Here is a 21644-nt window from a genome sequence, read left to right on the forward strand (position 1 = left end):
GATGCAGACAATTCGGGGAGAATAATGATGCAACCATCCAGACAACGGCGCGTGTGGCCGTGGGTCGCAGGCTTGATCATCGTACTGCTGGCGCTGTTTGCCGCCTATACATGGGTGGTACTCAACTGGTCGTATTCATCCGGCGAACGCGCCGGTTACGTGCAGAAGTTTTCCAAAAAGGGATGGCTGTGCAAAACCTGGGAAGGAGAGCTGGCGATGGTCAACATGCCGGGAACCCTGAGCGAAAAATTCTATTTCACGGTGCCTGACGGCGCCGTGGCGGCCAAAATCAACAAGAGCCTGGGCAAGCGCGTAAGCCTGACTTATGACCAGCACATCGGTGTGCCGTCCACCTGCTTCGCCGATACCGAATATTTCGTGAAAGATGTTCGCGTCGTCGAGTAAGCGTCAATTCATCAAACATCCGGGTTAAAGGTAAACTGCGGTCATGGTCAAAATTACCGCTCGCACCTATCCCGAATCCGTCGCTCACTCACTCACTGCCTCCGGTCTGCACCCGGTGCTCGCGCGTATTTATGCGGCGCGCGGCATTGCCCAGCCAGCGCAACTGGAAACCCGACTCGCCGGGCTGATACCTTTCGATTCACTAAAAAACATTCACGCCGCGGCACAGCGGCTGGCAGATGCCATCGGCCGCCAGGAACGCATCCTGGTCGTGGCGGATTATGACGCCGACGGCGCCACGGCCTGCGCGGTGGCGCTGCGCGGGCTGGCGCTGCTGGGCGGCAGCGCGGATTATCTGGTGCCGAACCGGTTTGAGTACGGCTATGGCCTCACCCCGGAAATCGTGCATCTGGCAGCTGAACGCCGTCCTGACCTGATCGTCACCGTGGACAACGGCATCGCCAGCGTGGCCGGCGTGGCCGAGGCGAAACGGCTGGGCATCGAAGTGCTGGTCACCGACCACCACCTGCCCGGCGATGAATTGCCCGAGGCGCTGATTGTCAACCCCAACCAGCCGGGTTGCCCCTTCCCCGGCAAGAATCTGGCCGGGGTGGGGGTGATGTTTTACGTATTGCTGGCGCTGCGCGCCGAATTGCGCACGCGTGGCATGTTCAGCGCTGACACCGCACCCAATCTGGCGCAACTGCTCGATATCGTGGCACTGGGCACGGTAGCCGACGTGGTACGGCTGGACGCCAACAACCGCATCCTGGTCGAGCAGGGTTTGCGTCGCATGCGCGCCGGTCGGGCGTGTGCAGGAATCCGCGCATTATTTCAGGCCGCTGCCCGTGACCCGGCGCGGGCATCGGCATTCGATCTCGGTTTCATGGTCGGGCCACGCCTGAATGCTGCCGGGCGCCTGGAGGACATGTCGCTGGGCATCGCTTGCCTGCTCACCGATGACGACGCCGCGGCGCTCGCTATCGCCCGGCGCCTGCACGCACTCAACGCCGAGCGCCGCAGCATCGAGGCCGACATGCAGGAAACCGCGCTGGCCTCGCTAGACGCCATTGAAACCGCCGACAGCTACAGCCTGGCGCTGTTCGACCCGGATTGGCATCAGGGTGTAATCGGCATTCTGGCATCGCGCCTCAAGGACAAATTCCACCGCCCTGCCGTGTGCTTTGCGCGCGGCAATGATGGCGAGATCAAAGGCTCCGGCCGCTCGATTGGCGCGCTGCATTTGCGCGATGCGCTGGACATCGTCTCCAAACGCGCGCCCGACCTGATCCTCAAATTCGGCGGTCATGCCGCAGCGGCCGGGCTGTCCATCCGCGCAGCCGATTTCGAGCGTTTTGCCGCACTGTTCGAACAAACTGTACAAGGATTGTTGTCTCCCGGCGACCTCGCCAAGGTGATCGAAACCGACGGCGAACTGCCACCGGAATCCTTGAATCTCGAGCTCGCACAGGCGCTGGATGGGCAGGTGTGGGGGCAAGGCTTCGCTGCGCCCAGCTTCAGCGGCGTGTTCCGCGTCGTGCAGCAGCGCGTGGTGGGTGAAAAACACCTGAAACTGCGCCTGCAGATGGCCGGACAACAGTTCGAGAGCATCCTGTTTTTTCGCGACCAGCCGCTGCCGGAGCGCATTCATGCCGTGTACCGGCCAGAAATGAACGTCTACAATGGCTCGGCCAGCCTACAATTGAAGCTGGAATACTGGGCTGAGGAGACCTGAATCAACACAGAATTCATTGCCAGCGGCGGCCTGGAACACCTGCCCGCGTTCGCCATCAGCCTCGCCATCGGCATGCTGATCGGCCTGGAACGCGAGCGCACGCCCACCGCCAAGGCGGGGCTGCGCACCTTCACCCTGGTGGCGCTGTTCGGCACGCTGGCGGCTTTATTGTCGGAGCAAACCGGCACTGCATGGGTGCTGGCAGGCGGCCTGCTGGTGGTGGGCGGCATGATGGTGGCAGCCTATGCGCGCGCGCCGGATCTGGGCGACGATCCCGGCACCACCACGGTGGCGGCCATCGTACTGTGTTACGGACTGGGCGCGATGGTGTGGTACGGCTACCACCAGCTCGCGGTGATGCTCGCCATCGTCTCTACCGTGCTGCTCTACTTCAAGGCTGAACTGCACGGCATCACGCGCAGCCTGACACGCCGCGACCTGATTTCATTCCTGCAATTCGCGGTGTTGTCGCTGGTGATTCTGCCGCTGCTGCCGAACCAGGATTACGGCCCCTACCGTGCACTCAACCCGTATCAAATATGGTGGATGGTGGTGCTGATTTCCGGCGTCAGCCTGGCCGGCTACGCCGCGCTGCGCATCGCCGGACAGCGCCACGGCGCACCCCTGATGGGGCTGCTCGGCGGGCTGGTGTCGAGCACCGCCACCACGCTGGTGTTTTCCCGCCACGCGCGCGGCAACGCAGCGCTGATCCCGGCCGCCGTGGTGGTCATTCTGCTCGCCAATCTGATGGTGCTGATACGGCTGGGGGTGATCGCTGCGGTGGTGTCGCCACGGCTGCTGCCCGCGCTGCTGCCGGTGCTGGGCGGTGGACTGATTGCGGGTCTGCTGGGCACGGCGCTGTTGTGGCGAGGCTTGCGCAGCGATGGCGAACTGCCTGATCTGGAGCTCAACAACCCCACCGAAATACGCACCGCGCTGGGCTTCGGCCTGCTCTACGCGGCGGTACTGTTCGCCGCTGCCTGGCTTTCCGACTACGCCGGTAGCCAGGGCCTGTACGCCGTGGCGCTGGCGTCCGGCCTCACTGATGTGGATCCGATCACCCTGTCCAGCCTGCGCCTGTTCGGGCTGGGCAAGCTGGCGCAGAATCAGGTGGTGACGGCGGTGACACTGGCCTTCATCGCCAATATGGCATTCAAGTTTGGACTGATACTATTCATCGGCGGCAAGCTGCTGGCGCGCAAAACTGCCGTGGGCATGCTTGCCATCGTACTCGGCGTCGCGGCCGGGTGGCTGGTTTTACAGACCGGATAAAACCGGGATCACACGTGGCCGCTCCGCCAACCTATACTTGGTCTTACGTGCTCGGCATCGCCCGCGAGCACAAACGCGCGCTGCTGGTTGCCCATCTGGTCGCACTGTTTGCGGCTGCCGCCAGTGTGCCGATTCCGCTGTTGCTGCCGCTGTTGGTGGATCAGGTATTGCTGCACAAACCGGGCGCATTGACCCACTTTATCGATCAGCGTTTTCCCGCTGCCTGGCATGGACCGCTGCTGTATATCGGCGCGGTGCTCGTCGCCACGCTGGTGTTGCGGCTGAGCGCCATGCTGGCAGGCGTATGGCAGAGCCGCGAGTTCACCCTGATCGCCAAGGACGTGGCCTACCGCCTGCGCCGCCAGATGCTGGCGCGCCTGTCGCGCATCGCCCTGTCCGAATACGAAACCCTGGGCAGCGGCACGGTGGCGTCGCATTTTGTCACCGACCTGAATGCAGTGGACGATTTCATCGGCGCCACCGTGGCCAAGTTCGTCGTGGCCGCGCTCTCGCTGCTCGGCATGACGGCGGTGCTGCTGTGGATGCACTGGCAGCTGGCACTGTTCATCCTGCTGCTCAATCCGCTGGTGATCTACTTCACCATGGTGCTGGGCAAGAAAGTGAAAGACCTCAAGCGCCGTGAAAACAGCGCCTTCGAGCTGTTCCAGCAATCCCTTACCGAAACCCTGGATGCGATCCAGCAGATCCGCGCCCTCAACCGCGAGCGCCACTATATTGCCAGGGTGGCCGAACGGGCGCGAGATATCCGCACCCACGCCGCCGCGTTCTCGTGGAAAAGCGACGCGGCGAGCCGGGCGTCGTTTCTGGTGTTCCTGTTCGGCTTCGATATTTTTCGCGGCGTGAGCATGCTGATGGTGGTGTACTCCAACCTGAGCATCGGCGAGATGATGGCGGTGTTCGGCTACCTGTGGTTCATGATGGGTCCGGTGCAGGATATCCTCGGCATCCAGTACGCCTGGTTCGGCGCCAGGGCCGCGCTGACGCGCATCAACCATCTGCTCGCCCTGAAGGACGAGCCGCAGTATCCGCACCTCGCCAACCCATTCGCCGGCCGGCACACGGTCGGCGTGGAAGTGCGCGACGTACGCTTTCGCTACGCTGAAAACCCGGTACTGAACGGCGTCAGCCTCACCATCCAGGCGGGCGAAAAAGTCGCGCTGGTGGGCGCTTCCGGCGGTGGCAAATCCACGCTGGTGCAGATCATCCTCGGCCTGTACCAGCCGCAGTCCGGCAGCGTGCTGTTCGATGGCGTACCCACCACTGAAATCGGCCTCGACGTGGTGCGCGAGAACGTCGCCAGCGTGCTGCAACACCCGGCGCTGTTCAACGACAGCGTGCGCATGAATCTGACCCTGGGCCGCGATATGGATGAAACGGCGCTGTGGCGCGCGCTGGCCGTAGCGCAACTGGCCGACACCGTGCAGGCCATGCCCGGCGGGCTGGATACCCTCGTCGGTCGCCAGGGCGTGCGCCTGTCCGGCGGACAACGCCAGCGCCTGGCCATCGCACGCATGATCCTTGCCGACCCCAGGGTGGTGATCCTCGACGAAGCCACCTCCGCACTGGATGCCGCTACCGAAGCCCGGCTGCACGCGGCGCTGCATGATTTTCTGAAGGATCGCACCACTCTCATCATTGCCCATCGCCTGTCCGCGGTGAAGCAGGCCGACCGCGTTTACGTGTTCGACGGCGGCCAGATCATCGAGGAAGGCGCGCACGCCGAGCTGATACGCGGGGGCGGGCTCTACGCCAAACTCTACGGAACACTGCAACACTGACGTCGGCGCTATCGCCGATAGCCGGAATGAAGTATATTTAAATTCAAAGTCTTGGAAAAACCCGGAGGGGGGTATTTTCCGCATTTGACGTCCGGGGGAGAAATATGAGAGAAAAACCACGCCACTATCCGCTTCCTCGCGCTGTTCCCTGAGTGGACGGCATGACGCGATGATATCCAGACCGCTGCGCATCGCGCTGCTGTACCTGCTGCTCTCCGCCCTATGGATTTTTGTGTCGTATTACCTCCTGCAGCAACTGTTTGTCGGCTCCCGCCTCGTCGAGCAACTGGAACTCCTGGGCGGATTGTCTTTCGTTCTGATCACCGCACTAATACTGTTCCTGCTGTTACGCCGCGAGCAGGCTGCGGTCGAACGCGCCAATTGCATCCTGCGCGAGCGCGAAAGAAATTTCCGCATGCTCACCGAAACCATTGCTACCGCCATCTTCCTATACCGCGGCGGACGCCTGTGTTTCGTCAACCCCAAGGCGATCGCCTACAGCGGTTATACGCGCGAGGAACTGCTGACCATGGATTTATGGCAACTGGTCTCCCCGGAGTATCAGGAGATGATCCGCGAGCGTTCCTTGTCGCGCCTGCACGGCGCCGGCGGTCCAGCCCGCTATGAACTCAAGATCATCACCAAGCATGGGGAGGAGCGCTGGCTGGAGGTCACTGCCGATTCCATTGAATTTGAAGGTGCGCCGGTTGGACTCGCTACCGCTTATGACATCACCGAGCGCAAACGGGCCGAGCAGGAGATCGGCACCCTCAACGGCGATCTGGAGCGCCGCGTCGCCGAACGAACCGCGGAACTTGAAAAAGCCAATGCCCAGTTGCAATTTTCACAAGCAAGCATCCGCGAATTAAATGTGGCCCTGCAGCAACGCGCGGAAGAATTGCAAGCCTCGATGAACGAGATGGAAGCCTTCAGCTACTCGGTTTCGCATGACCTGCGTGCTCCGTTGCGCGCCATCCAGGGATTCACTCAGGCGCTGCAGGAAGATTACGCAGCGCAACTCGACCCGGCGGGTCAGGATTTCGCGCAGCGCATTGTCGCCGCGGCAGGCCGCATGGACATATTGATCCAGGATTTGCTGGCGTACAGCCAGTTGAGCCGCAGCGAACTCAGCCCGAAGCCGGTCAGCTTGTCCAGAATCGTCGCCGAGGCCACATCCCAGATGCAAGCCCAGATCACCGAACATCACGCCATCATTTCCGTCGTTGAGCCATTGCCGGACGTGCTCGGGCATCGCCCGACCCTGGTACAGGTGATCGCCAACCTGTTATCCAATGCCATCAAATTCGTCGCACCCGGGGTGACGCCTCAAATCCGGGTATGGGCCGAAGCGCAGGAAAACCGGGTGCGCCTGTGGGTGGAAGACAATGGCATCGGCATCCCCGCCGAACACGAGGAGCGAATTTTTCGCGTGTTCGAGCGTTTGCACGGCATCGAGTCTTACCCGGGCACCGGCATCGGGCTCGCCATCGTGAAGAAGGGGATGGAGCGCATGGGCGGTAGCGTGGGCGTGGCATCGCAAAATGGCCAAGGCAGCCGGTTCTGGATAGAGTTGCCGATACAGGAGAAAAAATGATGAATATAACGCTGCCTACGCTGTTGCTGGTGGAAGACGATCCCAATGACATCATGCTGTTCCGGCGCGCCAAGGACAAGACGAATCTGGCCAATCCATTGCAGGTGGTGGAAGACGGCGAAGCGGCAGTCGCTTACCTGTCCGGTCAGGGCCAGTACGCCGACCGCAATCGCTACCCGTTGCCCGCGCTGGTGCTTCTGGACCTGAAGCTGCCGCGCAAATCCGGTCTCGAAGTGCTGGCATGGCTACGCGAGCAACCCGGCCTGCGCCGCCTGCCGGTCGTGGTGATGACCTCCTCCAAGGAAAGTACGGATGTGGGGCTTGCCTATGATCTCGGCGCCAATTCCTACCTGGTCAAGCCGGTGGCATTCGACAACCTGCTGGAAATGATCAAGGCGCTCGGGCTGTACTGGTTCATTCTCAATGAAAAACCGGATATCAATCCGTCCATCGGGGGATGATATGGATATGGAAAAATCCCATCCTTTACCGCTGACATGCCTGCTGGTCGATGACAACCCGGATGATCGCGCACTGGCCACGCGTGCTTTGCAGCTTGAATTTCCCGGCATGCAAGTCGAATTCGTCACCGACATGGGCGAATTCATGCGACGCATTGAAGCAGGCAATCTCGACCTGGTGATTACCGATTTTCACTTGCGCTGGACCGACGGATTAAACATTCTACGCCTGGTCAAGGCCGCCCTGCCGGAATGTCCGGTGGTCATGTTTACCGGCACCGGTAGTGAAGAAATCGCCGTGGAAGCGATGCAGGCAGGCCTGGATGACTATGTGCTCAAAGCCCCCCGGCACTACGCCCTGCTTCCCACCCGCATACGTTCGATATTGGATCGAGCCGAGCAGCGACAGCTTCTGCATAAAGCAGAAAACGCGTTGCGCGAAAGCGAATCGCGCCTGCGCGCCATCATCGACACCGAGCCTGAATGCGTCAAAATCATAGGCCCGGATCACCGTTTGCAATTCATGAATGCATCGGGACTGACGATGATCGAAGCGGATTCCGGCGAGCAAGTGCTCGGAAAAAAACTGCTGAACATGCTTTTACCCGAGTACCGTCAAGCTTTCAAGAATTTGACCAGCAACGTGCTGGCAGGTAATAAAGGCTCACTGGAATTCGAAATCATCGGTCTCAAGGGCCATCGCCGCTGGCTGGAAACCCACGCAGTCCCGCTGGTCAGCGAAATCGATGGCAGCACATCGCTGTTGTCCATCACGCGGGATATTACCGAACGCAAGCTGGCCGAGAGCGGCCGTGCGCAACTGGCCGCCATCATCAATTCCGCCATCGATTTTATTGGTGTTTGCGGCCAGGATGGAAAGGTTAGCTTTGTGAACCAGGCCGGGCGCAATATGCTCGGCATCGCCATGGACGAAGACCTCTCCACCACCCATATGCAGGCCTATCTGCCGGTGTGGGCGGAGGAAAGAGTGATCGGCCACGGCATCCCGACTGCCATACGCGAAGGCATGTGGTACGGCGAAAGCGCACTCCTCTGTCGCAATGGGCAGGAAATTCCCGTCTCTGCAGTTATCGTCGCGCACAAACTCCCCGATGGCAGCGTGGATTTTTTCTCCACCATCATGCGTGACATTTCGGAGCGCAAGCTCCATGAGGCACAGTTGCTGCACCTCGCCACGCACGACAGCCTGACCGGGCTGCCCAACCGCGCACTCTATACCGACCGCCTGGAAGTGGCGATCCTCGAAGCCCAGCGCCGCGGGCGGCTGGTGGCTGCGATGTATCTCAACCTCGACCGCTTCAAAACCATCAACGACACCCTCGGCCACGAGATCGGCAATGCGCTGCTGCAGGCAGTCGCCGAGCGTCTCGAGCAAAGAATACGCGACGATGACACCCTGGCCCGTCCGGGAGGGGATGAATTCGCATTGGTGTTCACCGACATCGAGCAGCTGGATGACGTGAGTGAATTGACGCAAAAAGTCCTGCACAGCTTCAAGGTACCCTTCCACATCAAGGAGCATGAATTATTCCTTACCGCCAGCATCGGCATTGCCGTCTATCCGCATGACGACCTCACCCCGGGCGGCCTGTTGAAAAATGCCGCCATCGCCTTGAACCGCAGCAAGGACATGGGCGGCGACGCTTACCAGTTTTACACCGCGGAGATGAACGCCAAGGCGCTGCAACACCTGATACTGGACAATGCGTTGCACCACGCGCTGGAGCGCGGGGAATTGCAACTGTACTATCAGCCGCAACTGGATCTCGTCACCGGCCAGGTATGCGGGATGGAGGCGTTGCTACGCTGGCAACACCCGGAACTGGGCATGATTTCTCCGGCCGAGTTTATCCCCCTCGCCGAAAAAACCGGTTTGATCGTTCCCATCGGCGAGTGGGTATTACGCACCGCCTGCGCCCAGAACCAGGCCTGGCAGCTGCCGGGCCGGCCTGCGCTGCCTATCGCGGTCAATCTGTCCGGACGGCAATTCGCCCAGCACAATCTGGCGCAAACCATTACCCGGATCCTGGCGCAAACCGGTCTGGCCCCTGACTTGCTGGAACTGGAAATCACCGAAAGCACGCTGATTCAGGACATCCAGACATCCATTAGCATGCTGCATGAATTAAATGCCCTGGGCATTGCCATTTCCATCGACGACTTCGGCACCGGCTATTCCTCTTTAAGCTATCTGAAGCGCTTTCCGATTAACGCCATCAAGATCGACCAGTCGTTCGTGCGCGACATACACACCGACCCCAACGACGCGGCAATCGTCAGTGCCATTATCGCCATGGCGCGCAGTCTCGGCATGAAAACCATCGCCGAGGGCGTGGAAACCAACGAACAGCTGGTATTCCTGCAGTCGCGTCAGTGCGATCTGATGCAGGGCTATTATTTCAGCCGGCCTGTCCCCGCTGAAGTGATCACCCAGATGCTGAACGAAGACTGGTGTTTGAGTTTTGTGGTAAATTCCTGAGTCCGTGGCTGAACCCGACTTGTGTCGTGCTGCGCAACAGTCATCCTAACCGGCCGGCCTACCTGTCATTCCGTCTTTGGCGTTGCATGTGGATATTGCACCCGCTGAAAAACCAGATAATCACACTCAACGTAAACTCCAGATTGCGAACATCATGCAGCAGCCCAACGTCTCAGACCCATTGAAAAAGCAGGGCCTGGCCGCGCTTTCCATCGGCGCGACCGGCGTCGTTTACGGCGATATCGGCACCAGCCCGCTGTATGCCTTGCAACAGGTTTTCAATGGGCCGCACGGTGTCATCCCCAGCCACAACAATGTGCTTGGAATTCTCTCCCTGGTTTTCTGGGCATTACTGATCGTGGTCTCGCTCAAGTACGTCGTCTTCATCATGCGTGCGGACAACAAGGGCGAAGGCGGCATCATGGCGCTTATCGCTCTGGTGCAGCGGGTCACATCGAATGAATCCCGCATGCGCTGGACGCTCGTGGTTTTGGGTCTGTTTGGCGCGGCCCTGTTTTATGGCGATGGCATCATCACCCCGGCGATCTCGGTGCTCTCCGCCGTGGAAGGACTGGAAATCGCCACCCCTGCGTTCAAGCCGTATGTCATTCCCATTTCTCTTGCTGTGCTGATCGGACTGTTCCTGATTCAACGCAAGGGAACGGCCAGCGTCGGCGCGCTGTTCGGCCCGATCATGATGATCTGGTTCGCCACCCTGGGCGGACTCGGACTGATCAAAATCATCCATTTCCCCGACGTGCTGCAGGCTGTCAGCCCGATGTATGCCGTGCATTTTTTCATTGAAAACCGATGGCAGGGATTCCTGGCGCTGGGTGCGGTGGTACTCACGCTGACAGGTGCCGAGGCCCTGTACGCCGACATGGGGCATTTCGGCAAACACCCCATTCGCGCAGCCTGGTTCGGATTTGTTTTGCCTGCACTGCTGCTCAATTATTTCGGCCAGGGCGCACTGATGATCCATGATGCCAGTGCCGCGGCAAACCCGTTCTACAAAATGGTACCGGAATGGGGGCTGTTACCCATGGTTGCCCTCGCCACCGTGGCCACGGTCATTGCCTCGCAGGCGGTGATCAGCGGGGCTTTTTCCATCACCCGCCAGGCCATCCAGCTGGGCTACCTGCCGCGCATGGAAATCCTGCACACCTCGGCCAGGGAGATCGGTCAAACCTACATTCCATTCATAAACTGGACCATGCTGACAGGCATCATCGCCCTGGTTCTCGGTTTCCAGACTTCCAGCAAACTGGCTGCAGCCTACGGTATCGCCGTCACCGGAACCATGGCAATGACCACCATTCTCGCCTTTGTTGTGGTGCGCGGGCTGTGGCGATGGAGCTGGCCTGCCACCCTGATTGGCATGACATTTTTCCTGTCGGTCGACCTGGCGTTTTTCAGTGCCAATGCCATGAAGATTGTCCATGGCGGCTGGTTCCCGCTGGCCGTCGGCATCGTCCTGTTTACGTTGATGACCACCTGGAAAAGAGGACGCAAAATCCTGTTCGAACGCCTGCACATCAATGCGATTGCACTCGAACCTTTCCTCGCGGGCATCGCTGCCCATCCGCCGCTACGCGTTCCCGGGACGGCGGTATTCCTGACCGCCACCCCGGAAGGCGTGCCACATGCGCTGCTGCATAACCTTGCCCACAACAAAGTGCTGCATGAAAAGGTGGTGCTGCTCACCGTCCGGACCAAAGATGTGCCGTGGGTGCCCGCCAGCGAACGCGTTGAAACTTCCCCACTGGGAAATGAGTTTTACCGTATCAAGATCAATTATGGATTCAAGGATGATCCCGACATTCCGCAAGCGCTCGCCCTGTGCAAGATAGGTGGATTGGAGTTCAACATGCTGGAAACTTCTTTCTTCCTTAGCCGTGAAACCCTCATCGCAACCAAGGTGCCGGGCATGGCCCTGTGGCGCGAGAAATTGTTTGTCAACATGGCCCGCAATGGAAGCAGCGCAACCGCTTTCTTTAATATCCCCACAAACCGGGTGATTGAACTGGGCGCCCAGATCGAACTTTAGTGCGGCCAGGCAGAAGGTAAAAGCCAAACCAGACAACCCCCCGGTTCTTGCCTTTTGCCTTTTGCCTTTTGCCTTTTGCCTTTTGCCTTTTGCCTTTTGCCTTTTGCATTTTGCTTACCTCATCCAGCGCCGCAGCATCCATTTCCGCGCTTCTTCCAGCACCAGCATCCCTGCCGCAAAAGGCAGCATGAACAGCCATACCTCCCATCCGATCGGGGCAGTGCCGAAGAGGTGGTTGCCGAGCGGTGTGTAATCAATGGCCAGGATGAGCAAAATCTCTGCGGCGATGCCGACGAGGATGAGCCGGTTGCCGCGCAGCCCCGTGGTGAGCAGGGAATCACGTGGACTGCGGCACAGAAACACGTTGACCACCTGCGCCACGATGATGGCGGACAGCGTGGCGGTGGTAGCAGCGAGGTAGCGCGGGTCGGCATGGTCGAGCATTTCGCCGTAATGCCAGCCGCTTCCCTTCAGCACGAAGAAGAACGCAGCCATGGCGGTCGCCGCTTCCAGCACGCCCAGGAACAGGTAGGCGCGCGCCAGCAACTGCCAGGTGATGAGGCGTTCGCGGCGCGGGCGCGGCGGCCGCTTCATCACGCCGGGATCAGGCTTTTCCGCGCCCAGGCCGAGGGCGGGCAGCATGTCGGTGCCCAGGTCCACCGCCAGAATCTGGATGATGGTCAGCGGCAGGGGAATCCTGAGCAGCACGAAAGCCAGATAGGGCACCAGTTCGGGGATATTGGAAGTGAGGATGTAGGTGAGGAATTTGCGGATATTGTCGAACACCGCACGCCCTTCCTCCACCGCGGCAACGATGCTGGCGAAATTGTCGTCGAGCAGGATGATGTCGGCGGCTTCCTTGGCCACATCGGTACCGCTCAGGCCCATGGCGATGCCGATGTCGGCGTGTTTCAGCGCGGGCGCGTCGTTGACGCCGTCGCCGGTGACCGCGACGATGTGCCGCTTTCTTTTGAGCGCGGTGACGATGCGCAGCTTCTGGTCGGCGCCCACCCGGGCAAACAGGATTTCCGGCGCGTCCAGTGCAAGTTGAAGCTGTATATTGGACATGCGCGCCAGCTGCTCGCCGTTCACCACCACGGCCTGGTCGGTGCGGATCAGGCCGACCTCGCGCCCGATGGCGAGCGCGGTGCGCGGGTGGTCGCCGGTGACCATGATGACGCGGATGCCCGCGCCGAAGCATTTCTGCACCGCGCCGGCCGCCTCCGGGCGGGGCGGGTCGGCCAGTCCCACCAGGGCGGTGAGCACCATGTCGCGTTCCAGGTTTTCGCGCTGGTAGCCTGCTGCCACCGCCTGATGGGCAAAAGCGAGCACCCGCAGACCCTGTTCTGCCATGTCCTCCTGAGCGCGCTGGAACAGCGCCAGCAATTCCGGCGTGAACGGGCGTAACACGCCCCCCATCACCACCTGGCTGCACAGCGGCAACACGGTTTCCGGCGCGCCTTTGGTGTACAGCACCAGACCGTCTTGCATACGCTGCAGGATGGAAAGCCGCTTGCGGTCAGTGTCGAAGGGCAGTTCATCCACCCTGGGCAGCGCCTGAAAATCCGGCACCGCTGCCTGCGCCATGCGCACCAGCGCGATCTCCATCGGGTCGCCCAGCCACGCGTCTGCACCGGTAGCCTTGAGGTCATGACACAGCAACGCGGTTTCGAGCAGACGCCGGTAGTCGCGTCGCAACTCGGTGCTGGCTGCAAACGCCTGCGGCGTCGCATATTCGCCGCCCAGAAACAACGACTTCACCTGCATGTGGTTGGTGGTAAGGGTGCCGGTCTTGTCGGTCAGGATGACGCTGGCGGCACCCAGTGTTTCCACTGCCGGCAGGTGGCGCACCAGCGCGTTACGTCGGGCCATGCGCTGGGTGGCCATGGCCAGCGACAGGGTCACGGTGGGGAGCAGCCCTTCCGGCACGTTGGCGACGATAATGCCGATGGCGAACAGGGCATTTTCCCAAAAGCCCAGTCCCAGCGCCTGGCCAATGAAAAAAAACACCACCCCCAGCCCCGTCGCCAACAGGGCCACCAGGCGCGACAGGCGCGCGATCTCGCGCTGCAATGGCGACATGGGCGCGCGTGCCGTCTGGGTGAGGCGGGCAATTTTACCGAATTCAGTATGATCGCCGGTGGCAAACACCACCGCGCGCGCCTCCCCCGCCACCATTGAGGTGCCCGCCAGCAGCACGTTGCGGCTGTGCAACACCTCGTCTACCTGGGAAGGCTGGGCGTCGCGCCCCTGCGACACGGATTCGCCGGTGATGGTGGCGGTGTTGACGCGCACGCCGAAGGCTTCGATCAGCCGGCAGTCGGCAGGGATGTCGTCGCCCTCTCCCAGCAGCACAATATCTCCCGGCACCAGTTCGGCGGCGACGATCTCTTCCACCCGTCCGGCGCGCATCACCCGTGCCTTGGGCGGCAACAGCTTCTCCAGCGCAGCCAGCGCGCGTTCGGCACGGTATTCCTGCCAGAAGGAAAACAGCCCGTTGACCAGAATCACGCCGAGAATGGCAAAGCCGAGGGTAGCCATGCCCTTGCCCGGATCAGCCAGTTCCGCCACAAAAGCCAGCCCTGCCGCCACCCACAGGATGACCGCGAACAGATGGGTGAATTCTCTCAGGAAGCGCAACGGCAGCGGCACGCCGGCCACCTTTTCAACCCGGTTCGGGCCGAATTCCGCGAACCGCCGCGCCACCTCCGCCGCGGACAATCCATCGGCAGCGGTATTGAGGCTGGCCAGTGCCGCTTGCGCTTCCAGGTGATGGATTTTCACGCCACCAACTCCTTCAATTCGAGGGCATTGCGCACCGCGTAGGCTGCCTCGTCGTTGTCGAAATAAACGTAGGCGTGGTTCACGCCCAGGCGCCGCACCTGCGCCACCCACCGCTTGAGCGCAGCGTGGCTATAGCAGCCGCAATAGGGCGCGTCCGGTCCGTGCAGGCGCAGGTAGGCGAAGTCGGCAGTGGCGAGCAGCGGCGAGGTGTAGCCGCCCAGGCTGTAGATGCACAACGCTGCGTTGCGGGCACGCAGCAGCGCGTAGATTTCCGGCCGCAGCCAGTCCGGGTCGCGCAGTTCGAACGCACAGGGGATGGCTGCCGGCCAAGCATCGAGAAACACCGTCAGCCGCTCGGCATTGCAGCGCCAGCGCGGCGGCAGCTGGAACAGCACCGGACCGCGCCGGGTGCCAAGCCCGGTCAGCACTTCGAGGAAAGGCGGCAGCGTGGCCTCCGGCTGCATGAGCTTCTTCAGATGGGTGATGAACCGGCTCGCCTTGGCGGCGAACACGAAGTGATCCGGTGTGGCGTCAAGCCAGTGGGCGATGGCGCCGGGTGTGGGCAAGCGGTAGAAGCTGGTGTTGATTTCCACCGTATCGAAGTGGCGGGCGTAGTGGGCGAGCCAGGCGTCCGGCGCCAGATCGGCGGCGTAAAAACGCCCGATCCAATGCGGGTAATGCCAGCCGGAGGTGCCAATGTGCCAGTGCATGAGCATCAACCAATAGAAGGATTAACCGGACTCACCCCTTCACGCACGCCTTCGGCCGCAAAAACGCCACGCGCCGCGCCAGACCTGCTTTTTCCGTGACTTCTGCCACGCTGTCCACATCCTTGTAGGCGCCCGGCGCTTCCTCCGCCGCCCCGCGCATGGACCGGGTGCGGATCAGGATGCCGCGCCCGGCCAGCTCATCGATGAGTTCGCGCCCATGCCATTTCTTCAACGCGGCGTTGCGGCTCATGGCGCGGCCGGCGCCGTGGCTGGCGGAGGACCAGGCTTTGGTTTCGCTTTCCTTGATCCCGGCCAGCACGTAGGAACCGGTGCCCATGCTGCCGCCGATGATGACCGGCTGTCCCACCGCGCGGTAGGCTTCGGGGATGGCGGGATGGCCGGGGCCGAAAGCGCGGGTGGCGCCCTTGCGATGCACGTAGAGCAAGCGTTCGCGGCCCTCGACCTGGTGTTTTTCCGCCTTGCAGGTGTTGTGGGAAACGTCGTAGAGCGTATCCAGCCGGCTTGCCGGCAGCACGTGCGCGAACACCTGACGGGTGAGGTGGGCGAGGATCTGGCGGTTGGCCAGCGCCACGTTGACGGCAGCGTTCATGGCGCCGATGTATTCGCGCCCCTCCGGTGAATTGATCGGCGCGCACGCCAACTCGCGGTCGGGCAGCGCGATACCGAGGCGCTGCGCCGCCTTGGCCAGACTCACCAGATAGTCGGTGCCGATCTGGTGTCCGAGCCCGCGCGAGCCGCAGTGGATGGACACCAGCACCTGTCCCTGGTGCAGGCCGAACGCCCGGGCGGCTTCGGCATCGTAAATCTTTTCCACCACCTGCACTTCCAGATAATGATTGCCTGAGCCCAGCGTGCCCATTTCCCCGCGCTGGCGCTGCTTGGCGAGCTGGGAAACATTGCCCGGCACGGCGCCGGCCATTGTGCCGTGCTCCTCGATGCAGGGCAGGTCATCGGCTTCGCCATAGCCCTGCTCCACCGCCCAGTGCGCGCCGCCCAGCATGACTTCATCCAGTTCCCTGGGCGCGAGCTTGAGGCTGCCCTCCTCGCCCACACCGGCAGGGATGTGGCGGAACAGCTCGTCCGCCAGCCGCGGCAGCACCGGCACGATGTCGGCCAGATCCAGATTGCTGCGCAGGCAGCGGATGCCGCAGGAAATGTCGAAACCCACGCCGCCGGCGGAAATGATGCCACCCAGCTCCGGGTCGAATGCCGCCACCCCGCCGATGGGGAAGCCGTAGCCCCAGTGCGCATCCGGCATGGTCATGGCCGCGCCCACCAACCCCGGCAGGCGCGCCACATTGCTGATCTGCTCCAGCACCTTGTCGTCCATGGTTTCCAGCAGCACCTGCGAGCCGTAAAGCTTGACCAGCGCGCGCTTGCCGTCTGACGGCAGGGTGTAGCAGTAGTCTTCGATCTGCTTGAGCCGACTGATGTCCATGACATGCCCTCATACGTCCACGATGCAGCGCGCTTCCCACTGCCCCTCACGTTCCCGCACCGACAGCATGGTGAGCGTGGCGCCCTTCACCTCCACGCCGCGTTCCAGATCGGACCGCCACGGCTCGCCCCAGGCTGTGCCATGCCAGTTGTCGCCGTCTCGCCGCAGCTGAAAATGCCCGAATATCAAGCCCCGGGCACGCGCTTCCGCCAACAGGCGGTTAAGCCAGATCACCAGCGCCAGCTCCAGGTCGGCTTCCTCGAAATCGAACGCCACCTGCACGTTGCGCTGCACTGCCGCGAGATCGGTCATCACCGCGAACATGGCCGCGGCGGCGCGCTCGAACGCCTGACCCACGCTGGCGCCGCAGCCGATGACACCAATGTCGGCATCGTGCTCGAAGTAATCCACGCCTTCCATGGCTTTAGAGGTGCCTTGTAATCATGCCCCGTCACTGTTACATAACCAGTATAGGTCGCGTCGGCTTCATCCGCCCTGACTTTAAGTCAACCGGCACTTACCGCGCGCCGGGCTGACGCGTTTAGAATGTTATGCTTCATCCTGCACCTGTCCACCATGCTGCCGACCCATGAATATTCTGTTTAACCGCTGTTACAGCTTAGTACCGCACCTGTTGGCGGGATGTCTGCTGGCGGGATGCCAGCCCGCTCCACCGCAACACTTCCAGGGCTACGCGGAAGGCGAGCCGGTGCGGGTGGCGGCGCAGCAGTCGGGGGTGTTGACTTCGCTCGCGGTGCAGCGCGGCGACACGGTGCAGACGGGTACCGCCTTGTTCAGTCTGGAACAGGCGCAGGAAGCCGCAACAGTGGCGCAGTCACAAGCACTGCTGGCACAGGCGCAGGCGCAAGCGGCCAACCTGGGTACAGGCAAGCGAGCGCCGGAGATCGCAGTGATCGATGCACAGATTGCGGATGCGCGGGCACGCGCCCGGCTGTCCCGGGATCAGTTGGCGCGCCAGCAGGCATTGCGGGCGAAAGGCTTTATCAGCGTCGAGGCACTGGACCAGGCGCGCACCCAGCTCGCCCGCGACCAGGCGCACCTCGCCGAAACCGAAGCACAGCGCAGCAGCGCCCGGCTGCCAGGGCGCGCGGATGAGCGTTCTGCCGCTGCCGCTCAAGTCGATGCTGCCCAGGCGCAGCTGGCGCAAAGCCAGGTTCGGCTGGCGCAGAAATCCCAGACCGCGCCGGTGAGCGGTCCGGTGGAGGACAGTTTTTACCGTGTAGGGGAATGGGTGGCCGCCGGCCAGCCGGTGCTGTCCATCCTGCCGCCGCAAAATATCAAGGTGCGTTTCTTCGTGCCGGAAACGCGGCTGGCCGCCCTGCATGCCGGAGGAAATGTGCACATCAGTTGCGATGGCTGCGGCGCACCGATCGCAGCCACCGTGCGCTTCATCGCCCAGCAAGCCGAATACACGCCGCCGGTGCTGTATAGCGAAAACAACCGCCACCGTCTGGTCTACATGGTGGAAGCCTGGCCCGCGCCGAAGGATGCGACGCGGCTGCACCCCGGCCAGCCGGTGAGCGTGACACTGCAATGAGCGAGGCGCTGCTCATCGACGTCCACGAACTGAGCAAATCCTTCAACGGCAAGCGCGCCGTCAACGGCCTGTCGCTGCAGGTGCGCGGCGGCGAAATCTTTGGCTTTCTGGGACCCAACGGCAGCGGCAAGACCACCTCGATCCGCATGCTGTGCGGGCTGCTCACGCCGGATTCCGGCAGCGGCACCTGCCTGGATTTCGACGTGCTCACGCAGAGCCGCGAAATCAAGAAACAGGTGGGCTACATGACCCAGCGGTTCAGCTTTTACGATGATTTATCCATCCGCGAAAATCTGGACTTTGTTGCGCGCATGTATGGCATGGACAACCGCCGCAGCGTGGTGGAACAGTCGATGATCGACCTCGGTCTGGCCGACCGGCGCGAACAACTGGCGGGCACGCTCTCCGGCGGCTGGAAACAGCGCCTGGCCTTGGCTGCCTGCATGCTGCACCAGCCGCGCCTGCTGCTGCTGGATGAACCCACCGCCGGTGTCGACCCCAAGGCGCGGCGCGATTTCTGGGATGAAATTCATCGCCTGGCCGGACAAGGCATCAGCGTGCTGGTGTCCACTCACTACATGGACGAGGCGGCACGCTGCCACCGCCTGGGCTACATCGCCTATGGTGACCTGCTCGCATCCGGCACGCCGGACGAACTGCTGGCTGCCAGCCGATTGGTGAGTTTCAACGTGCGGGGCAGCGACCTGGCACTGGGAGAACGGCTCAAGGCCCTGCCCGGCATCGAGCAGGTTGTTGCCATGGGGCATGTCTACAGCGTCAGCGGCACCGATGGGGAACGCATCAGGCAGAGCCTGTCCGGGATTGAGGGTTTGCGCTTCGAGCCGGTGGAAACGGGGCTGGAGCAGGTCTTCATCCAGCTCATGGATCGCACCCCGGAGAAAATCGGATGAAGCTTGAAATTACTTTGGCCACAGCGAACACAGAGCACACGGAGAACAGCCAAGGCGGTCAGGCCGGATATGCTTGTATGCCCAGAACAAGATCGTTGCCAATCTCGCTCCCGCCTTCTCTGCGCTCTCTGTGGCCTCTGTGGCCATTGAATTGCGATTGTTAACATGAAGCTGCCGCTCTCCCTGCACCGCCTGTGGGCCATCGTGGCGAAGGAATTCATCCAGCTGCGGCGCGATCGCATCACCTTTGCCATGATGGTGGGCATTCCCGTGATGCAACTGGTGCTGTTCGGCTTTGCCATCAATACCGACCCCAAGCACTTGCCTACTGTGGTGCTGGACGCCGACCAGAGCGCGTATTCGCGCAGCTTCACGGCGGGTCTGGAAAACAGCGGTTACTTCGATATACGGCCTTACACAGGAGGTGTCGCACAGGCGGAACAAGGCATGGCGGTGGGTACGATCCAGTTCATTGTTTCCATCCCCGCCGATTTCTCGCGCCGCCTGGTACGCGGCGAGAAACCCGCGGTACTGGTGGAAGCGGACGCTTCCGACCCCTCCGCCACCGGCAACGCGCTGGCGGCGTTGGCCAGCCTCAACCAGACCGTGCTGTCCCATGACCTGACCGGCCCGCTCGCCCAGCTGAACAGCGCGCCACCGCCGTTCGAAATCCGCGTGCAACGCAACTACAACCCGGAGGGCATCACCCAGTACAACATCGTGCCGGGACTGATGGGCACCATCCTCACCATGACCATGATCATGATGACCGGCATGGCGGTGACCCGCGAACTGGAACGCGGCACCCTGGAAAACCTGCTGGCCATGCCGGTGCACCCGCTGGAAGTGATGATCGGCAAGATCATCCCCTACATCATGGTGGGCTACATCCAGGTGGTGGTCATCCTCACCGCCGCGTACTTCCTGTTCCACGTTCCCATCGCCGGCAGTCTGCCGCTGTTGCTGGCCTGCGTGCTGATTTTTCTGGCTGCCAATCTCGCCGTCGGCATGATGTTCTCCACCATCGCCAAAAGCCAGCTGCAGGCCATGCAGATGACGTTTTTCTTTTTCCTGCCGTCCATGCTGCTGTCCGGCTTCATGTTCCCGTTTCGCGGCATGCCGGAGTGGGCGCAGGTCATCGGTTCCGCGCTGCCGCTCACCCACTTCCTGCGCATCGTGCGCGGCATCATGCTGAAAGGCAACGGCTGGACCGAAACCTGGCCGAGCGTGTGGCCGCTGCTGGTGTTCATGGCGGTGGTACTGGCGATAGGCTTGAAACGCTACCGGCGCACGCTGGATTAAGCGGGTATCGATCATGCACGATCGACCGTCCACTCCGGAGCGCAAGCTGTCCATCACAGCCAGCTCTCTGGGTATCACTTTCAACCAAAAACGGGCGCTCGATACTTATTTATGACAGCCTGCTGGATTTGTATTTTTTCAAGTTGATGCTATACATATACAGATGATTTAGATGTACTTATTGATAGGACGCATATGGATACCCCGCAAAGTCCCAATCAAAACCATCTTCTTGCCGGACTGCCCACGGCTGAATTCGAACACATCGCTCCGCATCTGGAGTTGGTCGCAATGCCGCTGGGCGAAATCCTTTATGAATCCGGCAGCCAGTTAAAGTACGTCTATTTTCCGACAACCGCCATCGTGTCTCTGCATTACGTGACGGAAAGCGGTGCATCGTCCGAAATCGCGGGGGTGGGCAATGAGGGCGTACTCGGTATTTCGCTTTTCATGGGCGGGAATACCACTACTGGCCGGGCCATCGTGTCTACCGGCGGTTATGCCTACCGACTCAAGACGCGGGTGTTGATGGAGGAATACAACCGTGTCGGGGGGCGCCGCGCCGGCGCCATGCAGCACATGCTGCTGCGCTATACCCAGGCGCTGATTACACAGGTATCCCAAACGGCGGTATGCAATCGCCACCACACTGTGGAGCAGCAATTGTGCCGGTGGTTGTTGCTGACCCTAGATCACATGCCTTCGAACGAGTTGACCATGACGCAGGAACTGATTGCCAGCATGATCGGCGTACGGCGTGAAGGCATTACCGAGGCCGCCGGGCATTTGCAGCAAGCAGGGCTCATTCGCTACCGCCGTGGTCACATCACCGTGCTTGACCGTTCAGGCCTGGAGTCCCGCGTGTGTGAATGCTATGCGGTGGTCAAAAACGAATTCGATCGCTTGCTTCCCAGGGTGCGGAACCAGGCGATAGACTCAGCCATCCATCCTAATCCTTCGCCGCGGCTGCGCGCTGTGAAAGCCAGAAAAAAAATGGAGCGTATCCGATTTTATGAGGGTGTAAATAATTTTGTGTAAACGGTCATTAGGCAGGAGACTGCCACCTCCAAAGGAAAACCATGACCAAACGCAAAGTAGTACAGCCCG

General features: G+C 61.5%; 16 protein-coding genes. 12 read left to right on the forward strand and 4 right to left on the reverse strand.

Translation table 11 applies throughout. The features are described from left to right. Positions 1-24 precede the first annotated feature (24 nt). From EI185_RS05575 to EI185_RS05610, 8 genes are all read left to right on the forward strand, one after another. The gene (locus EI185_RS05575) at positions 25-405 is read left to right on the forward strand and encodes a hypothetical protein (protein WP_223247692.1); all 381 of its coding nucleotides are present in this window, start codon (positions 25-27) and stop codon (positions 403-405) included. Between the two features lie 43 nt (positions 406-448). Further along, entirely contained in the window at positions 449-2140 is a 1692-nt protein-coding gene (recJ, locus tag EI185_RS05580) for a single-stranded-DNA-specific exonuclease RecJ (RefSeq protein WP_124704143.1), read from the forward strand. A gap of 54 nt (positions 2141-2194) precedes the next feature. Then, positions 2195-3412 (forward strand): MgtC/SapB family protein, encoded by a 1218-nt coding sequence (locus tag EI185_RS05585; RefSeq protein WP_306308271.1) that lies wholly within the window; start codon positions 2195-2197, stop codon positions 3410-3412. 14 nt (positions 3413-3426) lie between these two features. After that, positions 3427-5211: an ABC transporter ATP-binding protein gene (locus EI185_RS05590; RefSeq protein WP_124704145.1), complete on the forward strand. Its 1785-nt coding sequence runs from the start codon at positions 3427-3429 to the stop codon at positions 5209-5211. A gap of 169 nt (positions 5212-5380) precedes the next feature. Further along, positions 5381-6805, forward strand: a complete 1425-nt coding sequence (locus tag EI185_RS05595) for a sensor histidine kinase (RefSeq protein WP_124704146.1) — start codon at positions 5381-5383, stop codon at positions 6803-6805. Further along, a complete protein-coding gene (locus tag EI185_RS05600) occupies positions 6802-7266 on the forward strand; it encodes a response regulator (RefSeq protein ID WP_223247693.1) in 465 nt (154 codons plus the stop codon). Before EI185_RS05595 ends, EI185_RS05600 begins: the two co-directional genes overlap by 4 nt. Positions 7267-7273: 7 nt before the next feature. Then, complete coding sequence (locus EI185_RS05605) at positions 7274-9766, forward strand: EAL domain-containing protein (protein ID WP_189836302.1); 2493 nt, start codon at positions 7274-7276, stop codon at positions 9764-9766. A gap of 154 nt (positions 9767-9920) precedes the next feature. Next, entirely contained in the window at positions 9921-11813 is a 1893-nt protein-coding gene (locus EI185_RS05610) for a potassium transporter Kup (RefSeq protein WP_124704148.1), read from the forward strand. A 114-nt stretch (positions 11814-11927) separates the two neighbouring features. Here EI185_RS05610 and EI185_RS05615 read toward each other — a convergent pair whose 3' ends face one another. From EI185_RS05615 to EI185_RS05630, 4 genes are read right to left on the reverse strand one after another with little or no spacing between them, the layout of a single operon-like run. Continuing rightward, complete coding sequence (locus tag EI185_RS05615; protein ID WP_124704149.1) at positions 11928-14597, reverse strand: cation-translocating P-type ATPase; 2670 nt, start codon at positions 14595-14597, stop codon at positions 11928-11930. Beyond that, entirely contained in the window at positions 14594-15307 is a 714-nt protein-coding gene (locus EI185_RS05620; RefSeq protein WP_223247694.1) for a DUF72 domain-containing protein, read from the reverse strand. Before EI185_RS05620 ends, EI185_RS05615 begins: the two co-directional genes overlap by 4 nt. 31 nt (positions 15308-15338) lie before the next feature. Further along, complete coding sequence (locus tag EI185_RS05625; protein ID WP_124704150.1) at positions 15339-16766, reverse strand: RtcB family protein; 1428 nt, start codon at positions 16764-16766, stop codon at positions 15339-15341. Between the two features lie 9 nt (positions 16767-16775). Further along, a complete protein-coding gene (locus EI185_RS05630) occupies positions 16776-17186 on the reverse strand; it encodes an archease (RefSeq protein WP_124704151.1) in 411 nt (136 codons plus the stop codon). Positions 17187-17355: 169 nt separating this feature from the next. Between EI185_RS05630 and EI185_RS05635 the strand changes: the two genes are divergently transcribed. The 4 genes from EI185_RS05635 to EI185_RS05650 all read left to right on the forward strand — a co-directional run bounded on the left by EI185_RS05635 (position 17356) and on the right by EI185_RS05650 (position 21575). Continuing rightward, the gene (locus EI185_RS05635; RefSeq protein ID WP_124704152.1) at positions 17356-18324 is read left to right on the forward strand and encodes an HlyD family secretion protein; all 969 of its coding nucleotides are present in this window, start codon (positions 17356-17358) and stop codon (positions 18322-18324) included. Further along, positions 18321-19235, forward strand: a complete 915-nt coding sequence (locus EI185_RS05640; protein ID WP_124704153.1) for an ABC transporter ATP-binding protein — start codon at positions 18321-18323, stop codon at positions 19233-19235. Before EI185_RS05635 ends, EI185_RS05640 begins: the two co-directional genes overlap by 4 nt. A gap of 165 nt (positions 19236-19400) precedes the next feature. Then, positions 19401-20537, forward strand: coding sequence for an ABC transporter permease (locus EI185_RS05645; RefSeq protein ID WP_124704154.1), 1137 nt, complete (start codon positions 19401-19403; stop codon positions 20535-20537). Positions 20538-20732: 195 nt separating this feature from the next. After that, entirely contained in the window at positions 20733-21575 is an 843-nt protein-coding gene (locus EI185_RS05650) for a Crp/Fnr family transcriptional regulator (protein ID WP_124704155.1), read from the forward strand. The last annotated feature ends 69 nt before the right edge of the window (positions 21576-21644 follow it).

The sequence above is a fragment of the Sulfuriferula multivorans genome, assembly GCF_003851125.1.
GTDB lineage: Bacteria > Pseudomonadota > Gammaproteobacteria > Burkholderiales > Sulfuriferulaceae > Sulfuriferula > Sulfuriferula multivorans.

Excerpts from the sequence above, each read along its gene's own strand:
- EI185_RS05575 (WP_223247692.1), top strand. The coding sequence starts at position 25 with ATGATGCAACCATCCAGACAACGGCGCGTGTGGCCGTGGGTCGCAGGC.
- recJ (WP_124704143.1), top strand. The coding sequence starts at position 449 with ATGGTCAAAATTACCGCTCGCACCTATCCCGAATCCGTCGCTCACTCA.
- EI185_RS05595 (WP_124704146.1), top strand. The coding sequence starts at position 5,381 with ATGATATCCAGACCGCTGCGCATCGCGCTGCTGTACCTGCTGCTCTCC.
- EI185_RS05600 (WP_223247693.1), top strand. The coding sequence starts at position 6,802 with ATGATGAATATAACGCTGCCTACGCTGTTGCTGGTGGAAGACGATCCC.
- EI185_RS05605 (WP_189836302.1), top strand. The coding sequence starts at position 7,274 with ATGGAAAAATCCCATCCTTTACCGCTGACATGCCTGCTGGTCGATGAC.
- EI185_RS05610 (WP_124704148.1), top strand. The coding sequence starts at position 9,921 with ATGCAGCAGCCCAACGTCTCAGACCCATTGAAAAAGCAGGGCCTGGCC.
- EI185_RS05620 (WP_223247694.1), bottom strand. The coding sequence starts at position 15,307 with ATGCACTGGCACATTGGCACCTCCGGCTGGCATTACCCGCATTGGATC.
- EI185_RS05625 (WP_124704150.1), bottom strand. The coding sequence starts at position 16,766 with ATGGACATCAGTCGGCTCAAGCAGATCGAAGACTACTGCTACACCCTG.
- EI185_RS05630 (WP_124704151.1), bottom strand. The coding sequence starts at position 17,186 with ATGGAAGGCGTGGATTACTTCGAGCACGATGCCGACATTGGTGTCATC.
- EI185_RS05635 (WP_124704152.1), top strand. The coding sequence starts at position 17,356 with ATGAATATTCTGTTTAACCGCTGTTACAGCTTAGTACCGCACCTGTTG.
- EI185_RS05640 (WP_124704153.1), top strand. The coding sequence starts at position 18,321 with ATGAGCGAGGCGCTGCTCATCGACGTCCACGAACTGAGCAAATCCTTC.
- EI185_RS05645 (WP_124704154.1), top strand. The coding sequence starts at position 19,401 with ATGAAGCTGCCGCTCTCCCTGCACCGCCTGTGGGCCATCGTGGCGAAG.
- EI185_RS05650 (WP_124704155.1), top strand. The coding sequence starts at position 20,733 with ATGGATACCCCGCAAAGTCCCAATCAAAACCATCTTCTTGCCGGACTG.